The organism is Streptomyces sp. NPDC046308 (assembly GCF_055588065.1).
The window spans coordinates 763,409-782,728 of record NZ_JBVJFB010000001.1 but is presented as its reverse complement, the minus strand read 5'-3'; the positions used below and the strand labels follow the sequence as shown (position 1 = coordinate 782,728).

Here is a 19,320-nt window from a genome sequence, read left to right as displayed (position 1 = left end):
CGCTCTACGGGCCTTGCCCCACAAGGCGAGCGGGGTCGGGTGTCAGTGGACGCCCAGGGCTACCAGACAGGTGTCGTCCTCGTGTTCCTCGGGCGTGTACGCGTCCATGATCCGGTCGAGGGTGTGCTGAGGGCCGAGCCCACTACAGCCCCTCAGCACCTTGCGCAGGATCTCGATGCTGTCCGCGATGTCCTCGCCCCGGCGCTCGACCATGCCGTCGGTGTACAGCAGCAGGAGATCGCCGGGGAGGAGGCCCGTGGTCGCGGTCTCGTACTCGTGCCCGGGCAGGAGTCCCAAGAGGGGACCCCGGTGCTCCGTGTCCAGCACCGAGGCCGTCCCCTCGCGCAGCAGCAGCGGCGCCGGATGGCCCGCGCACGCCCAACGGAACCGCTTCTCCTGGTCGATGTGCCCGATGATCCCGGTCGCGGTCTCGGCGGCCGGGTCGGCGCACACCAGCTCGTTGAGCCAGGTGGTCAATTGGCCTGCATGGGCCCCGGGGGAGTGGGCGAGGCCCGCGAGGGCGTGCCGTTGCTGCGCCATCCGGGCGACCGCGCTCAGCCCGTGGCCGCAGGCGTCGCCGATGGCGAGCAGGATCCGTCCGTCCGGCAGCAGGCGGCACTTGTACCAGTCCCCGCCCACCGCGGCGTCCGGCTCGGCCGGCATGTACGCGGCCGCCAGGGACAAACCCGCCTGGGCGAGCTCGGCGGAGTGCGTGGGCAGAAGGGCCTCCCGCAGAGCGGCGGCGACCCGCCGCTCTGCGGCCGCCTCCTGCCGCAGGCGGTCGGACTGTCTCCGCGTTGCGGCGAGCCGCTGCCGACTGCGTACCTGGGACGTCAGATCGCGCGCGATGACGTGCACCGACCAGGGAAGCCCGTCGGTCGCGATCACGGGATGTCCGACCAGGTGAAGGGTGCGCACCTCTCCCAGTACGCTGAAGCGGATGTCGGTCCCCGACGGCTCCTCGCCGTCGACCAGGGCGAGCAGGAACTTTCCGAAGCGCGGTACGTCGTCCAGCAGGACGGTGTCGCACAGTTCGGCGAGCGACAGGGGCCGGGACGGATCGTTGCGGAAGATCGAGGACAGTCCTTCCGACCAGGTGACCTCGCCGGACAGCAGGTCCCACGTGCCCCAGCCCATGGACGCGATGTACTGCGCGTCGAGCGAGAGCAGTTCCATCCGGTTGTGGGCGGCCCGCCACGTCGCCAGTACCTTGCCACCGCAGGCCGAGGCGTCGTACAGCAGCTTCGTGCGGTGCAGGCCGTCGCTGCGCTGCTCCGTGTAGTCCAGGGCGTACCCCTTCAGGGCACGACCGGTGCTCAGGACGGCGTCCAGGGCCCCGACGAGTCCGCCGACCGCGGCCCCGGGCTGGACTTCGAGCAGCCGCCGGCCGATCTGGCGGTCAGGAGCCTCCAGCCACTCGGCCGCCCGCACGTGGTTTCCGGCCTTGACCACGAAGTCGGCCGTCCGCCCGGTCTCGTCGCGCACCGGCGTGAACAGCGCGGCCGACAACGGGATGGCGGGCAGGGTCGCGCAGATGCACGCCCACGGGTCGTGCCCCTCGCCCTCGTCACCGCACCCGTGCCCGGGCCCTCCGGTACCGCAGGAGCAGAGCTCCTCGCCCTCGTCCGCCGGTGGTACCCCGGCCGGTGCCGGGCCTTCGTCGAGCCGCACACCGGCCTCGTGACGGGCGGCCTCCCGCAAGGCTCTCACCTCGCGGGCGAGGTGCTGCTTGAGCGTCTCGGGGTCCTGGGGGATCAAGGGGCTCATATCTCATCACCGGCTGGGTAGCGGGCACGGACGGCGCCGCGAGGTGCGCGGCGATCCTGCCCGTACGCAGTCTGGTCAGGACGCGGATCAGTGGGCGCGAGGCCTGCATCTGGCTGATGCTCAGCTCGGCCCCGATGTCGGACGGGATCATTTCCCGCCCGACCTCGGGTACAGGATCACCCACGCGGGCGGGATCCGTCGGCAACGCGGGTGGCGGTCTCGGACGAGGTCGCTCAGCGGCCGCCGGGCTTCTCCGTGGCCTCGCGGTTTCGGGCGGAGCCCCTGGGCGACCGCCGACCTCTCGGCGCCCGCGATCAGCGCCGAGACCCGGCGCAAGGTCGTACCCCATGTGCAGGAGCCGTGACCCCTGAGGAAGGGCGGGTCTCACGCTGTAACCGCGGGTTCCAGCGCTCTTTGGGTGGACCCCGTGCTGTGCCGGGCCGGGCGGCGTCGTAGCCTGCGGCCATGAGTGACGCACCCTCCCTGACTCCGTCCGAAGCCTTCGAGCTGCTGCTGGCCGGCAACCAGCGGTTCACCGCAGGCGCGCCCGAGCACCCGAACCAGGACGCGGCGCGGCGTGCCGAGACCGCACCCGCTCAGCGCCCGTTCGCCGTCCTGTTCGGCTGCTCCGACTCCCGACTCGCCGCCGAGATCATCTTCGACCGCGGCCTGGGCGACCTGTTCGTGGTCCGCACCGCAGGTCACGTGGCCGGCGCGGAGGTGCTGGGCAGCATCGAGTACGCGGTCAGCGTGCTGGACTGCCCTCTGGTCGTGGTGCTGGGCCACGACACGTGCGGCGCGGTCGCGGCCACCCGCAGCGCCCTGGCCGACGGTGTCATGGCCACCGGATACGTACGCGACGTCATCGAGCGCGTCACGCCCAGTGTCCTGGCCGCCCGAGCCGCCGGGCTCACCGAGGAGGACGACATCATCGCCGAGCACATACGCCACACCGTCGACCTCCTGCTGGACCGCTCCCGCGTGCTCGCCGACCAGGTCGGCACCGGACGCACGGCCGTGGTCGGTCTGTCCTACCGGCTGGCCGACGGCAGCGCCCGAGTCGTCACCACCCGCGGCCTGCCCCGGGAAGCGGCCGTCTGAGACCACTGCCCGCGTCCTTGCCCGGGCCATGGCGACAGCCGGCCCGGGAGGTTCACCCGTTCGGACGGGAAGGGGTGCCGATGCGCTCGGTGCGGCAGAGGCTGGGCCCATGGCCGCCAAGCTGATCATCTACCCCCCCGACCAGCAGGGGTGGCGCCGTGTCCGCTATGACGGCGTCGCCATCGGAGTGGCACACCGCCTGGCCGATGTCCGAGCCTTCCTCGCCGCTGCCGGGATGGAGAACGCCGAGGACGTCGACCTCACCGACCCCGACTTCGTGGAGTGGCGTGGAGCCGGCCCCGAGACCTGGGAACCCTTCCCCTGACTCCAACGTTCAAGTGGCGACCTCTCGCGGGGCGCCGCACCCGGCAGGGGCCGAGCAGGCGATCGCACGCTGCCCGTGGACGGCCCCCGCGGCGACCAGAGGAGCAGAGCGGTGACTGAGACCGGCCCGATCGTGGTGTTCGCGAACTTCCTCTCCGATTTGGCGGTGGATCTCGACGAAGGTCAGATCCTGACGACGTGGGCCCAGCAGGCGCCGCGGAAGGCGTGGCTGCTCCGGCCGGGGGACGTGTTCGTCACTCCCGTGCCGCTGAGCCGGGAGTTCCTGCGGTACGTGTACGACCTGACGGGCGTGCCCCCGGAATCGGTGGCCGTCGTCGAGGTACCACCAGCCGGCGCCGTCCCGCTGGCGCGGGCGGTGCGCGAAGCCGGCCTCGTGGAGCACGTGCGGGCTCTCGCCGCCGACCGGGGGGCGGCGCTGCTGCCGACGGCGCTCGACGCGTCGGCGATCGCTTTCGCCCGAGACATCGGCATCGCCGTGCACCCGTACCCGACGGTCGAGGCCGCAGAGGCCGCCCTGAAGATGACCATGCTGCTCAACACGAAGACCGGCTTCCGCGAGACGGCCGGGCACCTGGGCATGCGGCTGCCCGCGGGGCGGATGTGCCGTCGCGCGGAGACCGAAGGCGTGGCTCGCGAACTCCTGCGGGAACACGAGCGGGTGGTGGTGAAGCCGGACCGTTCGGCGGGAGGGCACGGAATGCGCTTCGTGTCACGCGACGACCTGAGGGGCGGGGCGACCCTGCTGCTCGACACGGTCGGGGGGCCCGAGGGCCTGTGGGTGGTGGAGGAGTGCCTCGACGTGGCCGACTCGGTGAGTATCCAGATGGAGGTGGCTGCCTCCGGGGCGCACGCGCTCTTCAGCGGTGCGATGCGCACGGTTCAGGGCTCCTTCACGGGATACGCCTCTCCGCTGCCGCCTTCCCGTGCGCACGTGGCCGACGCGCTGGAGGAGTGGGGGACGTCCCTGGGCCGCCACCTTGCCGACCACGGCTACGCCGGGCCTTTCGGGCTCGACGCCCTGGTGGACACTGCCGGCCGCGCGTACGCGAGTGAGAGCAACATCCGCCGTACGGCCACCACCACTCCCCACGCCATGGTCACCCGGCTGACCGCGGGATCGGCCGCGACGCCCCCGGCATGGTCGGTGGCGAAGGGCCGGACCCGCAGCCCCCTGGACTTCGAAGGAGCCCTGGCCCGGCTGCGCGCGTCCCGCCTCGCGTTCGACCCGGATCGCGGCGAGGGCGTGGTGCTGTACGCGGACGCGCCGCCCGATGGCCGCTCCTGGCGGTACGCGGTGATCGCCAGGAGTGCTGGGGACGTGGAGGAGCAGGAGGCCGCGTTGGCCGAGGTCCTCGAATTCGAGGGCGGCTGACCCCCACGACGCCGGTGCCTTGAATTCACCGAGAACAGGTATTTGACTTACGCCGCTTGGCCCCACCTCCCGAGCGGTGAAGCGTCCTACGGGCAGAACATCCTCCATGGACAGCAATCAGGAGATGGATCCGGCACACCAGGTTCCGGACGGTGTGGACGAGAAGACGGTGCGGGCCCTGGGCGCGCTGTCGAAGGCGCTGGAAACCGCGGAGCGGGCTCGCGGTCACCTCTACGGGTTCCACCAGCTCACCGGGACCGCGGACTTCGAGCTCGGCGACGCGGCCCGGCTCTTGCGCGAGGCGGGGCACGAGGAGCACGCCGACCGGGTGGAGCGTGAGATCGTGGGCCGCAATGTCATCCCGGGCCACTGGACGTTCCAGATCGTCGAGGCCTACAACGCCACCTACTACCAGCCCTTCGCGGCAGTGGAACGGGACATCGTCGACGAGGTTGCCGGTGGGCGCGACCACCTCCTGGAGGCCCGCCTCAAAACCATTCGCCGCACGCACCACCATCCGGACCACACCGCGACGCCCCCCTCCGAGCCCCCGGTCAGCTGACGACGGGGGCGCGCGTGGACCGGGCCGACCCGGGCTGACCGCGTTCCGCCCCGCTCTCCCGCTCCCCACCGCCCCCGCCCGCCCGCGGGCTGGCGGGCGGGCGGCGGGGACGGGTCAACTCGCCGGATAGGGAGCTGCCTTGAGGCGCCGGGCGAGGTGGGCGGTGTTGGCCGCCAGGGTGGCCGTGGTGGCGGCGGTCTTCTCCGGGGTCTTGTCGAGGTCCTGGTAGTCGGTGCCCTGCATGGCTTCGCCGACCCAGTAGGTGACGGCGTTCGGGGCGAGGGAGAAGCCGACGTCGTTGAGGCCCTGGAAGAGCTGGGCGCTGACGTGGTGGGCGCCGTCCTCGTTGCCGACGACGCAGACCGCGGCGGCCTTGCCGTAGGTGAGCATGCGGCCTTCGTCGTCCGTCTCGGAGATCTCGGCGTCCAGCCGCTCCAGGACCCGCTGGGCGAGGCTGGACGGGTGGCCGAGCCAGATGGGCGTCGACAGGACGAGGATGTCGCAGCCCAGGATCGTGTCCCGGATCTCCGGCCAGGCGTCCCCGTCGCCCATGTCCGTTTTCACGCCGGGCTTCACGTCGTGGTCCGCGATCCGGATGGTCTTTCCCGTGACGCCGTGCTCGGCGAGGGCCGCCATCGTCTGCTCGGCCAGCAACTGGGAGCTGGAGGGGGCGGGGGAGGGCGAAAGGGTGCAGACGAGCGCGACGGCCCGGAGCGGAGTGTGAGTGTTGAGATCCATGAGGTCCGGCTACCCCCACATCCCGCTTCGATGTCCCGGGCGTCCCTCTTCATCCGTTGTGTGGTTGATTCAGCTCACCGCAGTGTTGTGCGAGCTCAGCGCTTGAGCGCCCGTTCCAGCTGCTGCCTGTTCATGTGGGAGCGGCCTTCGATGCCCTGCGCCTGCGCTTCCTGGCGCAGTTCCCGCAGTGTGTGGCGGGAGGATCCGCCCGCGCTGCGGCTGCTGCCGTTGGGGTGGAGGACGACCTTGGTCCAGCCGTCGTCGCGGTTGTCGAAGTGCTCGTACGCCGATGAGGCCTCGTCGAGGCCGAGTTCGTGGGAGACGAGGAAGCTCGGCTCGGCCCTGCCACCGGCGATCAGGTCGCGCAGGGCCCGGTTGTAGCGCTTGACGGGTGCCTGGCCGGTGCCGATGCGCTGGCCCTTGAACCAGAGCATGCCGAAGTCCAGCGGTACCTTCCCCTGGGCTTCGAGCTCCCCCTGCGCCTCGGCGCCGCCCGGGTCCTCGGGCAGGAACACGCCGACCACGCCGATGCCACCGGTGAAGCGGACCGAGTCGATGAGGCCGTTCATGGTCAGGGTCGCGTCCTCCCGGCCCTGGGGGTCGTGGGCCTGGTAGCCGACGCATTCGCAGCCGTTGTCCGCGCCCAGGCCGAGGGTGGCTTCCTTGACGACCTCGGCCGGGTCCTGGTCCGCGGTGTTGACGGCGATGGCGCCGATCTCCTCGGCGAGACGGAGCCGATCGGGCTGGTGGTCGGCGACCCACACGCGGCCGGCGCCTTTGAGGATCGCCGAGTAGGCGGCCATCAGCCCGACCGGACCGGCGCCGTAGACGATCGTCTGGTCGCCGGGCTTCACGCCCGCCATTTCGGTGGCGTGGTAGCCGGTGGGGAAGATGTCGGCCAGCATCACGTAGTCGAGCTGCCGCTCGGCGGCGTCCTCGCCCAGGCGCAGGGCGTTGAAGTCGCCGTACGGGACGCGGAGCAGTTCCGCCTGACCGCCCTGGTACGGGCCCATCTCGGCGAAGCCGTACGCGGCGCCGGCCATGTCCGGCTCGGGCTGCATGGTCAGGCAGTAGTTCGTCAGGCCCTGCTCGCACTGCTTGCAGAAGCCGCAGGCGATGTTGAACGGCAGGACCACCCAGTCTCCTACCTGGACCTTGCTGACGGCCCTGCCCACCTCGACGACCTGGCCGAGGTTCTCGTGGCCGAGGGTCCGGCCCGTTTCGAAGGAGGTCCGTCCCTCGTACATGTGGAGGTCGGAGCCGCAGATGTTGGTGGTGGTGATCTTCACCAGGATGTCGCAGGGGTGCTCGATCTTCGCGTCGGGGACGTCCTTGACCGTCACCGTCCGCGGTCCTTCGTACACTGCCGCTTTCATGGTTGGACCTTGCCGACGCCACCCTTCACCGGGCCGTCGACGGCGGTGGTGACATCTTCGGGGGGTTGGCACGGTCGGCCACGCAGACGACTCGACCGCGGGCGACGCCCGGCTGCCGACGGCCGGCGTCCCTCCTGCCGCGTCTACCCCGTGCCCGCTCGTGCGACGCCCTGCCAGCCCGACCGGATATCGGCCAGGAGGCGGCCGGCATCCGTGAGGAGCGTGCCCTGCACGGCGTGGACGGCCGGGGAAGCTCCCTGGGACGTCCGTTCCTGCCGCTGCACCCGCTCGAGTTCTGTGGCTGCCTGGTCGATCCGGGCGTCGAGCACGTCCGGATCGGTCGGGGACGCCTGGCCCATCTCCTCCATCGCGGTGGCCGCGGAGCGCAGGACGGCTCCGAAGCGGGTTCGGAAGGCGGCAGGCAGACCCCCGAGCTCCCCGCTGTCGAGGGCGTAGTCGAGGGTGCGGGTCATGGAGCGCAGGTGGTCCATGCCGCGTTCGGCAACGGTGACCGCTTCCCGGGCGCGGGGGAGGGCCGCACCGGCGCCGCCGCCGGCGCTCCGGCGGGGGTTCATGCGGCCGTTTTCGATCTCGGTGTCGATGCCGTGGCGGATGCGCTCGCACTCGGCGGACAGCCCGTGCCAGTCGCGTCGCCACTGCCGCAGGTGGTCCGGGTCGGGATCGCTTGCTTCGAGGGTCTCGGCGAGGTCCTCGAGGCGCTGGGCCATGGTGGTGTAGAGGGAGGCGACGGCTTGCTGCCGATGGTGGGTGTGGCGGGCCGGAGCGAGAACGAGATGGACGGCGAGGCCGCAGAGCGCGCCGATGCCCACCGCGGCGACCAGGTGGCCGATGTAGGCGATCTGGCCCTGTCCGGAGGAGAACGCGAAGAAGCCGACGATGGCGACCTGAGTGCCCTGCTGCCCCAGACACCGGACTTTGCCGACGCAGAGGGCGATCAGGGTGAGGATGCCGAACGTCCAGCCGTGGATGCCCGCCGACGCCGCCAGGGATGCGGCGAGAGTGGCCCCCGCCGCCATGGCCAGGACGTACTGGAGGCAGTCGCGCACCGAGCGGTACACGGTCGCCTGGAGCGCCACCAGCGCGGTGAACGGCGCGAACGTCGAAACCGACGGCGGCAGCAGGTAGCGCGCCAGGACCCACGCCGCCATCGCCGCGATCACGGTCTTGGCACCGAGCAGTACCTCGTCACGCTCGGCCCCGGCTCCTCGCGCCGCGCGACGCAGATAATCGGCCCGCTCCGTGACCGCCGACCAGATCCCTCGCGCCGCGTCCACCCGTCCGGGCAAGATCGACCACCTCCGATCCGCGCCTGCCCCGCCGATTGCGCCCGACTCTCGGATCATCGTGGCGACGCGCCTTCAGGGAGTCGGAGTCGGAGTCGCGAAGCGGGGCTCGGGCTCTTTGGCGTCCTGGGCGATCTCGGCCCGTTCCTCTGCGATCTCCCGCGTGAGGAAGAAGTTCAGAAGGGTCCGGATCGCGGCGATGGCGGCCAACTGCCCGATCTCCGTGAAGCCGGGGGCGACCGCGGTGCGCAGGACGTCCCCCGCGAGCTGGAACTCCAGCCCCAGAACGAGGAAGCGCCCCAGGCTCAACCGGATCTTGTTGAACTCACCGATGAGCGAGCGGCCGCGGAGCCCGGTCGAGGCGAACCGGGCGAACGCCCACACCGCACCGGCGAAGATGATCAGTGCCCCGGCGGCCTCGATCGCATGGACGAGCCATCCGATCAGCTCCTGGACCCCGGCTTCGGACAGTGGTTCTTTTGACGGCGTCATTCGGCTCGTCTACCCCGCGCACCACCGTTGCACGGGACGTCGGGACTTCTGGACTTCGTGGCCTCGGTCACGGCCCCAGCCGAACCTTCCGGCCGCAGGCCCCCACGGGGGGAGAACGCAAGGGCGACGGCATGGTCGAGGGGAGGCCGGGCAGGTGCGGGGCATCTGACGGTTCGATTCACAGGCGGCAACATGCGAAGCGTAGGCGTGGAAGAGGAACTGCTGCTCGTTGACGCGCACAGCGGTGCCCCCCTCGCGGTGTCGGGGGCCGTGCTGGCGGCCGCGGAGCGCTCGGCCTGGCAGCGCCCCGGCACGAACGGCCGACGGGACCACGAGTTCGAGAAGGAACTGCAGAAGGAGCAGCTGGAGTTCGCCACGAAACCCGTCACCGAGATGGGCGAGCTCCAAGAGGAGATCGTCCGCATCCGCCGCGAGGCGGCCCACCACGCGGCGAGTGCCGGCGCCGTGGTGGCGGCGCTCGCGACGTCTCCGCTGTCCGTCAAGCCGTCGTTGAACGTCGGGCCACGCTACCGGTGGCTGGGTGAGCAGTTCGGGCTGACCGCGCAGGAGCAGCTGACCTGCGGGTGCCACGTCCACGTGTCGGTCGCGTCGGACGAGGAGGGCGTCGCCGTCCTGGACCGCATCAGGCCCTGGCTGGCCGTCCTGACCGCGATGAGCGCGAACTCGCCCTTCTGGCAGGGCGAGGACAGCGGATACGGAAGCTACCGCAGCCGGGTGTGGAACCGGTGGCCGTCCGCCGGCCCGGTGGACGTCTTCGGCTCCGCCGACCGCTACCACGAGCAGGTCCGCGCGATGATCGACACCGGGGTGCTGCGCGACAAGGGCATGATCTACTTCGACGCGCGGCTCTCGGCCAGCTATCCCACCGTCGAGGTACGGGTCGCGGACGTCTGCCTGGACGCCTCCACACCGGTCCTCCTCGCAGCCCTCATCCGCGCTCTGGTGGAGACGGCGGCCCGCGCCTGGCAGGACGGGCAGCCTGCGGCCAGGATCGGTACGAGTCTGCTGCGACTGGCATCCTGGCGGGCCGGCCGGTCAGGCCTGGACGGGCCCCTGTTGCACCCTGAGACCATGCGGGAGACGTCTGCCGAAGACGCGGTCGATGCCCTGTACCAGCACGTGCGCGAGGCGTTGAAGGACCTGGGCGATGACGAGCGGGTCCGGGAAGGCATCGCGCACCTGCACGAACGGGGGAACGGCGCCCGCATGCAGCGCCGGCTGCTGGCCGACGGTCGCGCACTCGCATCCGTCGTCACTCGGTGCGCGGAGATGACGATCCAGCCGTGAGGCGCTGCGGGCCCTACGGGCAGGACCGCCTGCCCGTAAGGCGCATCGTCTCCGAGCAGCGACGCGCAGCGGCCGGCCGCCGACCACGCGCAGGCGTCGGCGGGGACACTCGACGGAGGGCCCTACCCGTACGGGCGGGCCGGCTCGGGCTGTGCGAACGGCCCGGGAGTCACCCGGCGCTGCGCGTCCCGGGCGGATCCTGCGGGTCGACGCCGGTGTAGGCGGATGCGTCCTTGGTGCCGCTGGGGCGCTGCGAGCGGCCCTTGGGGCCGGTGTCGTGCATGCCGGCCTCGTCGCTGCCCGCCTTGCTCTGGTCCTCGCCGCGACCGCTCGTGCTCTTCGTGGGTCTGCCGTGCGGGTTTCCCGCTTCCTCCTTGGAGACCTTGCGGCCGGGGCCCTTGGCGGGGGCGTACTGCTCCGGGTGGAAGGAGCGGTGGGCGCTCGGATTGTCCTGCTGTCGGGTCTCGTCGACGTCGGGAGACCAACCGTGCTGCTCGGTCCCCTTGTGGGGGCTCGGGCCTTCGCCGTGCCGGGGTTGGGATGACTTCGGCTGCTTAGCCATGGTGTGACCTGCCTGCCTTCCGGATAGGGAGAATCCCCTCCCTCCGCACTGTGCGGAGACCCCCGGGTCGGTGCGCTGCAGCCGTGGGGCGCCGGCACCCTCGGTGCCCGCGTCCTGTGCTGCCCCATCAAGCGTAGGCCCATCCGGCGGCCGGCGTATGCGGGCGGGGCCTTACGGGCCCGCCCCACCACCGCCCGGCCGACTGCGAGCCCGCCCGGCCACCGGCCCGGCCGCTCACCTCAGGCGGAGTTCGAAGCCGCTTCGGGGGAGCGTGGGCATGCGGGACAGCGGAATGGCGAGGTCCTGGTCGGGGACTTCGTAGTCGAGCCGCGCCAGCTCCGTCGCGATGACCGCGAGCGCGGTGACAGTGATGTCCTCTCCGGGGCAGCGGTGGCCGCGCGCCGGATCCCCGCCACCTTGGGGGACGAGGGTGTCCAGCGGGTCCCGCGGCCCCTCGGGGCTCGAGAACCGGCGCGGGTCGAACCGGTACGGATCCTCCCACAGGGCCGGGTCGTGGTTCTGGCCGTATAGGTCGAGCAGGACCAGGGCGTCCTTGGGAACGGGTTCCCCGTGCCAGGTCAGGTCCTGCGCGGCGAGACCCGCGACGAAGGGGGCGAAGGGGTAGAAGCGTCGTACCTCGTGGGCGAACGCCTCGGCGTACGAGCCTGCGGTGTCGGCCCGCAGGAGGTCGCGGTGCCGGGGCCACCGGTGCAGCGCGTGGGCGGCGAAGGTGGCGAACCAGGCGATGGCGACCGTGGGGCGGATGATGTTCAGTAGTTCGACCGCGGCGGTACGCGGGTCCAGGAGGGTTCCGTCCAGGTCGCGGTGCCAGGCCACCGCCTCCAGTGCCGTACCGGTGGAGTCCGGTTCCGGGGTCGTGCGCACCTCGGTGATCAGGCCGGCGAGGGCGTCTTCCTGGCGGCGCCGTGCCCGGCGGGCGCGCAGGTGGCGCGGGCCGGGGGTGGCGAACCCGTCGACCATGGACGTGCAGTCGCGGGCCAGGTCGGCGGTCGCCGCGTCGGAGAGCGGGACGCCCGCCCAGTCGCGGACGGCGAGTGCGAGGACCTTGGCGGTCTCGTCGAAGAGCACCGTGCGGTCCTGCCGCCGATCGGCCATCGCCTCGCGCCACCGCCGGGTGACCTGCTCTCCCAGCGCGGCGACTCCGGCGCCGTCCTTGAGGAGGGCGACGAACATCGCCTTGCGCACCCGGTGCTCGTCTCCGTCGAGGGTGTGGACGGCGCCCTGACCGAAGAGGGTGTCCAGGACCGGGTCGGGCAGGGCCGCGGTGCGTACGACGTGCTTCTCGTCGTAGAAGAAGGCGACCGCGTCCGGGCCGCGCAGGGCGATCGCGGGCCGACCCATCAGACGGGTCCGGACCGTGCCGTCATGGCTGCCGCGCATCCGGTTGGGCAGCCACGCGTATCCGTGCACCAGGAGTGCGAGCGTGCTGTCGTTCCACGGGGCGGCGTCGGTCTTCTTGGAGGAGGGCATGGAGCGCGCGTACCCGGCATGGCCCGAGGCACGCGTGGGACGGCCCGGTGTCACTCGTGCGTGGTCGTGCGGGGCCGTATGCGTCACACGCGTTGGGCCCGGTGGAGGACGGCGTGGAGGCCGTGGGCGCGCAGGGCGGCCCGGGCGGCGTTCGCTCCGGGTGCGCCATGGACGCCGCCGCCGGGGTGGGCGGCCGCCGAGGCGAGGTAGAGGCCCTTGACGGGGGTCTCGGGGCGGCCGGTGCCGGGGGTGGGGCGGAAGACGGCCTGTTGGTGCAGGGCGGTGGTGCCGTTGTTGATGGCGCCGTTGTGCAGGTTCTCGTCCATCGCCTGCAGGGTAGTGGGGGCCAGGATGCGGCGGGCGCCGATGAGCCCGCGGAAGCCGGGGGCGAAGCGTTCCACCTGCGCTTCGACGCGGTCGGCCATGGCTTCCTGTTCACCGGTGTCCCAGCGGCCGGTGATGCGGTCGGGGCCGGCGTCCGAGGTGATGCGCTGCGGGACGTGCGTGTAGGCCCACGCCGATTCCGTGCCGGCCGGTGAGCGGGTGGGGTCCGCCGTGGTCATCTGGCCGAAGAGGACGAACGGCTCGTCGGGGACCTGCCCCATGGCGATCTGGGCGGCGAACCGGGTCAGCCCGTCGACGCCGTCGGCCAGGTGGACCGTCCCCGCTCCCGCGGCCCGCGGCGCGGTCCACGGCACCGGCCCGGTCAGGGCCCAGTCGACCTTGAACGTCGCGAAGTCCCACTGGAAGCGTTCCAGGTCCCGCAGCAGGCGAGAGGGCAGGTGTTCCTCGCCCACGAGGTCCCGGTACAGGGCCGGTGCCGACGTGTCAGCCAGTACGGCCCGCCGCGCGCCGACGGTTTCCCCGCCCGCGGTCCTGACTCCGACCGCCGTGCCACCTCGGACGACGACGGACGCGACGCGCTCCCCGCAGCGCAGGACACCTCCCTTGCGTCGCAGGCGGCTCACGAGGGCCGCGGTCAGGGCACCGGCCCCGCCGACGGGCACCGGGAAGCCGTGGCTCTGGCCGAGCATCGACATCAGCCAGCCGAAACCACCGCTGCCCGCCGCCTCGGGAGCCAGGTCGGCGTGCAGCGCGTTGCCGGCCAGCAGGAGCCGGCCCCCTTCCCCGGCGAACTCCTCCTCGCCCAGCCGGCGCACCGGCAGGGCCAGCTTCCGCGCCATCCGCAGGCCCCCCGAGGTGCGGAGTTTCACTGCCAGCCGGATTCCGGAGCGGATCGGGGGGAAGGGCGTGAACAGGGCCTGCACGAGGTCCGGCCCCACTCGGGCCCACGCCCGGTACAAGTTCTCCCAGGCGTCGGCGTCGGCAGCGGCGAAGTCGGCCAGGCCGGCGCAGGTGTCCTGCACCCGCCGCTCCAGCACCGCGCACCGCCCGTCCAGCAGCGGGTGGGCCAGTACGGCCGGGGCGTGGCTCCACCGCAGGCCCTCCGCGGCCAGGTCGAGATCCGCGAGGACCGGGGAGGCGGCGGCGAGCGGATAGAAGGCGCTGAAGACGTCCGACACGTAGTCCGGGTGCACCCCGCGGTCACTGCGTACGGCTCCTCCGGGCTCCGCCTGCGCCTCGAGAACCTCCACGCTCCAGCCGGCGTCGGCCAGCACGTTCGCGGCCACCAACCCGTTCGGGCCGGCGCCGATCACCACCGCGTCAGGCATGCGGCACCCTGCCCGGCTGCCCCTCCACGACCTTGGCCAGCCGGGCCAGCATGCCCCGGTGCCGCAACTGCAGGGCTGTTTCGACGACGGAGTTGTGCAGGGAGCCACCCAGGCCGCGCAGGGGGTGCTCGTCGCAGACGACGAGGGTCTCCTCGCCCCACGGCCGGAGCTGGAGGAAGATCCTCGCGGTGCCCAATGCCTTGAACGCCGCCTCCAGTTCCAGCTCCCGGCCGAGTTCCCGGTGACGTACCGTGGTCACCCCTTCGGCCGACCAGGGGCCCAGCCGCAGGGTGTACCGGAGTCGGGATCCGACTTCCGGCCAGCTCTGATCGAGCGGTGTGGACTCGGACGGGCCCACCACCCACTCCCCGTACAGGGTCGGGTCGGCCAGCACGGCCCACACACTTCGAGGGGGGCGCCGGATGAGCTGATGACGGACGGCCACGGGAACTCCTCCTGCTACCGGAACGGCATGGACGGGGCGCACGCGCGAGAAGTACCCGAGCCGGGGGAGGGCGGAGCCGCCGGCCCCCGGGGGCACGTCCCGCGGTCAGTGGCCGAGGGCGTTCTTGAGCTGCTGCTTGGTCATCGTGGAGCGGCCGTCGATGCCGCGCTCCTTCGCCTCCTGGTAGAGGTCGTCCTTGGTGCGTTCGGAGGAGCCGCCGCCACCTGACTTCTCGCCGCCGCGTTGCGAGGCGGACTTGCCCTGGGTGGAACTGCGGCTCGCGGTCTTGCTCTCCCCGGAACGGGCGCGTTCCTTGTTCACCGTGCGGGAGGCCATCTCCTTCGCGCGGTCCTCCGACATGCCGCGCTTCTCGCCCGACTCCTTGATGTGTTCGTACTGACGTTCGCGCTTGGGGCTGGAACCTCGGGGCATGACGGAACCTTTCATCGACGGTGTGATGTCACGGTCATGGTGCGCGTACCCCGATCACGCCGCATCTCACGCAATTCGGACCAGCGGCTCGCGTCGGCGAGGTCGTGCCGTGCCGTCCGTTGCGGCACACGGGGAAACCGGGATCCGATCCCCCGACGAGACGCGTCCGGGCGCGTTACTCCGTGACCTCTGCCAGGCTCGCACCGTGCCCGCGGAGCAGCGGGCCGCGGCCCGCGGCTTCCGGTTGCACCGTCGTCCCGGAGGGAGACCTCGTGCAGACATTCCTTCCCTTTCCGTCGTTCGACGCCTCAGCGGCCGTGCTGGACGTGAGGAGGCTCGGCAAGCAGCGCGTCGAGGCCGTGCAGGTGCTGCGCGGCCTGGTCGTTCCGGGGTACGGATGGCGCAGGCACCCGGCGGTGCGGATGTGGGCGGGGTACGAGGAGGCACTCGTCAGGTACGGGTTGGAGATCTGCGGGGTCTGGACCGCCGCAGGGCGTGCCGATACCTGCGCCGTCACTCTGGTGCGGGACTTCGGTGCGTGGCAGCCGACGGGAGCCCCGCGGACGCAGGAGCAGTTGGCCGCCGACGGTGATCTGCCGCCGTGGCTGGGCGCACCGGAATTCCATCGAAGCCATCAGTCCGCCCTGGTGCGCAAGGCCCCGGCCTTCTACCGGGAGCGCTTCCCGGGCGTGCCGGACGACCTGCCGTACGTATGGCCCCGGTCCGACCGGGAGACGGACGGCGGGCCGTGAGCGCAGGCCCCTGAGGGGAGGGGGCGACCCCGCCCGGGAGCACCCACGCCCTCGTACGGACAGTCGCGGACGGCGGTGCGAAGCACCGCGGCCCGGGCATCAGAGCCCCGCCGCCGCCTTCTCCCGCTGGCGGGCCCAGGCCCGGGCGGTCAAGTCGGCGTCGCTCAGGACGTCGGCGGCCGTGCAGGCCAGGGCTTCGGCAGCCGCCAGCATCACCTCGCGCCCACGTTCCGAGGCGGCGGCGCGCGCGAAGGCGGGGGTGTGGTCCGAGGCGTCGTCGCCCAGGATCGCGACGAACGGATGGATGGCGGGGACGCGGCTGCTGACGTCGCCGATGTCGGACGATCCGAGGAACACCCCGCCGACGGGCTGGGTGAGCCGGATGCCCGAGCGTGCGAGGTGCAGGCCGAACCGGTCCGAGAGGACGTCGTTGTCCCGGAAGTGGGCGTAGCCCTTGCCCAGTCGGGTCACCTCCACCGTGGTGCCGGTCGCGGCCGCGACCCCTTCCGCCCAGGCGCCGATCTCGGCCACCAGGGCGTCGAGGGCGGTGCTCGTGGCCGCGCGCAGGCCGAACAGGCCTTCGGCGAAGGCCGGCACGATGTTGGTCGCCTTGCCTCCGTCGGTGACGATCCCCTGCACGTGCGAGCCGGACGGCAACCGCCTGCCCATCACGGCGGCCGTGTTGAACAACTGGACGAGGGCGGCCAGGGCATCGATCCCCCGGGTGGGATCGCCCGTCGGATGCGCTGCCCGGCCGTGAAAGCCCACGCGCACCTGCGTCTGCGCGGTGAGCGGCGCCCATGACCAGTCGTGCACGCCCGGATGGAACATCAGCGCGGCGTCCACACCGTCGAACACGCCCGCTTCGGCCAGAGCGACCTTGCCCCCGCCGCGCTCTTCCGCCGGCGTCCCCACGGCGAGCACCGTCCCCTCGAACTCCTCCCCCAGGACGCTGCGCAACGCCAGTGCGGCTCCCAGTCCGGACGCGGCGATCAGGTTGTGTCCGCATGCGTGTCCGAGGTCCGGCAGCGCGTCGTACTCCATCAGCAGGGCCACGCGCCGCCCCCGCCCGCTTCCCGCGCGGGCCACGAAAGCCGTGTCGAGCCCGGCCGTGCCCGACTCGACGGCGAACCCCGCCCGCCGGAGTTCGCCGGTCAGCAGCCGGGCCGCGTGGTGCTCCTCGTAGGCGAGCTCGGGATCCGCGTGCAGGGCGCTGCTGACGGCCCACAGATCGCCCGCCCGGCGGCCGCACTCCCGCCGCAGTCGCCCGTACAGCTCATCGGGTGGATCGCCCACGTCGCCCACGCCGCCCCCATCGCCCCCATCGCCCATGTCGTCTCCTCGTAGCGTCGTCCCGCTTCTGTCCGCAGGCCGCCCGATTACGCGCGCTCGCCGCGCTCCCGGTCCCTCGGCCTGCGGGCGACCGCTCAGCGGGCGCATCCTGGAAGCAGGAGGACCGGAGGACAGGGCTGCGGATGGGCGGTGGCACCACGTGGGCGTGCGGAAGGACAGCCGGCCCCTACAGGGCCGTACGGTCGTGGTGACGGGAGCGGCCCGGGGGCTGGGCGCGGCCTTGGCCCGGGCGTTCGACGCGCGGGGTGCGCGACTGGCCCTGCTGGGCCACCAGAGCCCACGCCTCCAAGAGGTGGCGGACTCCTTGCACAACGAATCCGCCTGCTGGGAAGTCGACGTGACCGACGATGCGGCCATGGCCGACACGGCCCGGCAGGTCCACGCCCGCCTCGGACCCGCGTCCGTCGTGGTGGGCAATGCCGGAGTCGCCGAAGGAGGCCCGTTCGCCGACTCGGATCCGCAGGTCTGGCGCCGCGTCATCGAGGTCAATCTGATCGGCAGTGCGGCGACAGCACGCTGCTTCCTGCCCGACCTCCTCGACACCCACGGCTACTACCTGCAGGTCGCCTCCCTGGCATCCCTGGGGACGTCACCCCTCATGAGCGCCTACTGCGCCTCCAAGGCGGGCGTCGAGTCCTTCGCGCACGCCCTGCGCGCCGAACTCGCCCACCGCGGGGTGGGGGTCGGCATCGCCTACATCAACTGGACCGACACGGACATGGTCCGGGACGCCGACCGCCATGCCGTCCTGCGCGAACTGCGCGCCCACATGCCGCCGCCCGCACGCAAGGTGTACCCGGCGGCGCAGGTCGCCGACCGGCTGGCCACCGCTGCGGAACGACGGGCGTCGTCCGTCTACATGCCCGCCTGGCTTCGTGCCGTCCAACCGGTACGGGCCGCTCTCCCGCCCCTCGTCACCCGCATCGCCCGCAGCGAACTGCCGCGCCTGGAGCGTACGCAGCCCTTCGAAGCCACCGGTCTGCTGGGCGCCGGCGGCCGCGCCGACGAACGCCGCGACACCGCGCCGCGTTCGGAGCGGGGGAGCGCGGACGGACCCGACAGGTAGAGGTGCGGAGCGACATGGTCAGGGCAGGGGTGTGCCGCCGGTGGCGTTGACGATCTCCCCGGTGATGTAGCTCGCCTGCGGCGAAGCCAGGAACACGTACGCGGGCGCCATCTCGGCGGGCTGGGCGGGGCGGCCCAGGGGTGACTGCTCGCCGAACTTCGTCGCGTCGGGCATCGTCGCGGGGATCAGCGGTGTCCATACGGGCCCGGGTGCGACGGCGTTGACGCGGATGCCGCGCTCGGCGAGCATCTGGGCCAGTCCGTGGGTGAAGGAGATGATCGCCGACTTCGTCATCGCGTAATCGAGGAGGTGCGGGCTCGGCTGATAGCCCTGCACCGAAGTGGTGTTGACGATCGAGCCGCCGCGCGGCATGTGTTCCAGAGCCTTACGGGTCAGCCAGAACATCCCGTACAGGTTCGTCTTCATCACCCGGTCGAACTGCTCCGTGGTGATCGCCTCGATGCCGTCGGGCTGGGACATCTGATAGGCGGCGTTGTTGACGAGGAGGTCGATGCGCCCGAGTTCGTGCACGGCCCGGTCGATCAGAGCCTCGCACTGCTCCTCGTCACGGATGTCGCATGCGACCGGTACGGCCTTGCGGCCCGCCGCGCGGATCAGGCGCGCCGTCTCGGCCGCCTCGTCCGCCTCTTCGGGAAGGTGGGTGAAGACGACGTCCGCACCTTCGCGGGCGAACGCCAGACAGACGGCCCGGCCGATGCCGGAGTCGCCGCCGGTGACGACCGCCGCCCGGTCGACCAGTACGTCGTGGCCCTCGTAGGAGTCCTCGCCGTGGTCTGGTCGTGGCTCCATCCGCTCCGTGGAGCCGGGATGGTCCTGCTCCTGGTCGGGAAAGGGCGGGCGTGGGTGGAGTGTCACCGGGTCGGGGACCCGGGGCTCTTCCTGAGGCATGGGATCTCCGTGGGTGCCCTTCTCGGGCGGATCAGGGGGCTTCACATCACGGCCATGGTGTGGGCATCCGCACCCGCCCGCCATCCGACGGCGGCGGCCGGCCCTGCGCATGCGGCCTGAACGGTGCCGAAGAGGCGAGAGGCGTCTACGCCCACAGCCGGCTGCGGGGGGGGGGGGGGGGGGGGGGGGGGAAGAAGGGGGGGGGGGGGGGGGGGGGGGGGGGGGAACAACTGGCACGGGGGGAAAGGGAAAGGGGGGGACAAGAAAAAAGG

At 72.0% G+C, this 19,320-nt stretch carries 19 protein-coding genes; 7 read left to right on the top strand and 12 right to left on the bottom strand.

Going from position 1 to position 19,320, the window contains the following annotated elements:
• Positions 1 to 42 precede the first annotated feature (42 nt).
• The gene (locus ACZ6JT_RS03520) at positions 43 to 1,767 is read right to left on the bottom strand and encodes a PP2C family protein-serine/threonine phosphatase (RefSeq protein ID WP_469206752.1); all 1,725 of its coding nucleotides are present in this window, start codon (positions 1,765 to 1,767) and stop codon (positions 43 to 45) included.
• Between the two features lie 465 nt (positions 1,768 to 2,232).
• Between ACZ6JT_RS03520 and ACZ6JT_RS03515 the strand changes: the two genes are divergently transcribed.
• The 4 genes from ACZ6JT_RS03515 to ACZ6JT_RS03500 all read left to right on the top strand — a co-directional run bounded on the left by ACZ6JT_RS03515 (position 2,233) and on the right by ACZ6JT_RS03500 (position 5,147).
• Positions 2,233 to 2,868, top strand: coding sequence for a carbonic anhydrase (locus ACZ6JT_RS03515; RefSeq protein WP_469206750.1), 636 nt, complete (start codon positions 2,233 to 2,235; stop codon positions 2,866 to 2,868).
• Positions 2,869 to 2,977: 109 nt separating this feature from the next.
• Positions 2,978 to 3,193, top strand: coding sequence for a hypothetical protein (locus ACZ6JT_RS03510; protein WP_469206748.1), 216 nt, complete (start codon positions 2,978 to 2,980; stop codon positions 3,191 to 3,193).
• 111 nt (positions 3,194 to 3,304) lie between these two features.
• Complete coding sequence (locus ACZ6JT_RS03505) at positions 3,305 to 4,585, top strand: preATP grasp domain-containing protein (RefSeq protein ID WP_469206746.1); 1,281 nt, start codon at positions 3,305 to 3,307, stop codon at positions 4,583 to 4,585.
• Positions 4,586 to 4,691: 106 nt separating this feature from the next.
• The gene (locus ACZ6JT_RS03500; protein WP_469206744.1) at positions 4,692 to 5,147 is read left to right on the top strand and encodes a hypothetical protein; all 456 of its coding nucleotides are present in this window, start codon (positions 4,692 to 4,694) and stop codon (positions 5,145 to 5,147) included.
• A 114-nt stretch (positions 5,148 to 5,261) separates the two neighbouring features.
• On the opposite strand, the gene ACZ6JT_RS03495 is transcribed toward ACZ6JT_RS03500, so the two are convergent.
• From ACZ6JT_RS03495 to ACZ6JT_RS03480, 4 genes are all read right to left on the bottom strand, one after another.
• Positions 5,262 to 5,885, bottom strand: a complete 624-nt coding sequence (locus ACZ6JT_RS03495) for a flavodoxin family protein (protein ID WP_469206743.1) — start codon at positions 5,883 to 5,885, stop codon at positions 5,262 to 5,264.
• A 95-nt stretch (positions 5,886 to 5,980) separates the two neighbouring features.
• Entirely contained in the window at positions 5,981 to 7,261 is a 1,281-nt protein-coding gene (locus tag ACZ6JT_RS03490; protein WP_469206740.1) for an alcohol dehydrogenase catalytic domain-containing protein, read from the bottom strand.
• 143 nt (positions 7,262 to 7,404) lie between these two features.
• The gene (locus ACZ6JT_RS03485; RefSeq protein ID WP_469206738.1) at positions 7,405 to 8,568 is read right to left on the bottom strand and encodes an FUSC family protein; all 1,164 of its coding nucleotides are present in this window, start codon (positions 8,566 to 8,568) and stop codon (positions 7,405 to 7,407) included.
• A 72-nt stretch (positions 8,569 to 8,640) separates the two neighbouring features.
• A complete protein-coding gene (locus ACZ6JT_RS03480; protein ID WP_469206736.1) occupies positions 8,641 to 9,057 on the bottom strand; it encodes a DUF1622 domain-containing protein in 417 nt (138 codons plus the stop codon).
• A 192-nt stretch (positions 9,058 to 9,249) separates the two neighbouring features.
• On the opposite strand from ACZ6JT_RS03480, the gene ACZ6JT_RS03475 reads away from it, so the two are divergent.
• Complete coding sequence (locus ACZ6JT_RS03475) at positions 9,250 to 10,365, top strand: glutamate--cysteine ligase (RefSeq protein WP_469206734.1); 1,116 nt, start codon at positions 9,250 to 9,252, stop codon at positions 10,363 to 10,365.
• A gap of 169 nt (positions 10,366 to 10,534) precedes the next feature.
• On the opposite strand, the gene ACZ6JT_RS03470 is transcribed toward ACZ6JT_RS03475, so the two are convergent.
• The 5 genes from ACZ6JT_RS03470 to ACZ6JT_RS03450 form a co-directional block, all read right to left on the bottom strand.
• Complete coding sequence (locus ACZ6JT_RS03470; protein WP_469206732.1) at positions 10,535 to 10,927, bottom strand: hypothetical protein; 393 nt, start codon at positions 10,925 to 10,927, stop codon at positions 10,535 to 10,537.
• 234 nt (positions 10,928 to 11,161) lie between these two features.
• Positions 11,162 to 12,418 carry a cytochrome P450 gene (locus ACZ6JT_RS03465; protein ID WP_469206730.1) on the bottom strand — a complete coding sequence of 419 codons (1,257 nt, stop codon included), beginning with the start codon at positions 12,416 to 12,418 and terminating at the stop codon, positions 11,162 to 11,164.
• Positions 12,419 to 12,501: 83 nt separating this feature from the next.
• A complete protein-coding gene (locus ACZ6JT_RS03460; protein ID WP_469206728.1) occupies positions 12,502 to 14,091 on the bottom strand; it encodes a phytoene desaturase family protein in 1,590 nt (529 codons plus the stop codon).
• Complete coding sequence (locus ACZ6JT_RS03455) at positions 14,084 to 14,536, bottom strand: SRPBCC family protein (protein WP_469206726.1); 453 nt, start codon at positions 14,534 to 14,536, stop codon at positions 14,084 to 14,086. The genes ACZ6JT_RS03460 and ACZ6JT_RS03455 overlap by 8 nt, the downstream gene beginning before the upstream one ends.
• 105 nt (positions 14,537 to 14,641) lie before the next feature.
• Positions 14,642 to 14,968 (bottom strand): plasmid stabilization protein, encoded by a 327-nt coding sequence (locus ACZ6JT_RS03450; RefSeq protein WP_469206724.1) that lies wholly within the window; start codon positions 14,966 to 14,968, stop codon positions 14,642 to 14,644.
• 272 nt (positions 14,969 to 15,240) lie between these two features.
• On the opposite strand from ACZ6JT_RS03450, the gene ACZ6JT_RS03445 reads away from it, so the two are divergent.
• Positions 15,241 to 15,720 (top strand): MSMEG_6728 family protein, encoded by a 480-nt coding sequence (locus ACZ6JT_RS03445; RefSeq protein WP_469206722.1) that lies wholly within the window; start codon positions 15,241 to 15,243, stop codon positions 15,718 to 15,720.
• Between the two features lie 99 nt (positions 15,721 to 15,819).
• On the opposite strand, the gene ACZ6JT_RS03440 is transcribed toward ACZ6JT_RS03445, so the two are convergent.
• Positions 15,820 to 17,052, bottom strand: coding sequence for an amidohydrolase (locus ACZ6JT_RS03440; protein WP_469206720.1), 1,233 nt, complete (start codon positions 17,050 to 17,052; stop codon positions 15,820 to 15,822).
• A 166-nt stretch (positions 17,053 to 17,218) separates the two neighbouring features.
• On the opposite strand from ACZ6JT_RS03440, the gene ACZ6JT_RS03435 reads away from it, so the two are divergent.
• A complete protein-coding gene (locus tag ACZ6JT_RS03435) occupies positions 17,219 to 18,139 on the top strand; it encodes an SDR family oxidoreductase (protein WP_469206718.1) in 921 nt (306 codons plus the stop codon).
• Positions 18,140 to 18,157: 18 nt separating this feature from the next.
• On the opposite strand, the gene ACZ6JT_RS03430 is transcribed toward ACZ6JT_RS03435, so the two are convergent.
• A complete protein-coding gene (locus ACZ6JT_RS03430; protein WP_469206716.1) occupies positions 18,158 to 19,048 on the bottom strand; it encodes an SDR family oxidoreductase in 891 nt (296 codons plus the stop codon).
• Positions 19,049 to 19,320 lie beyond the last annotated feature (272 nt).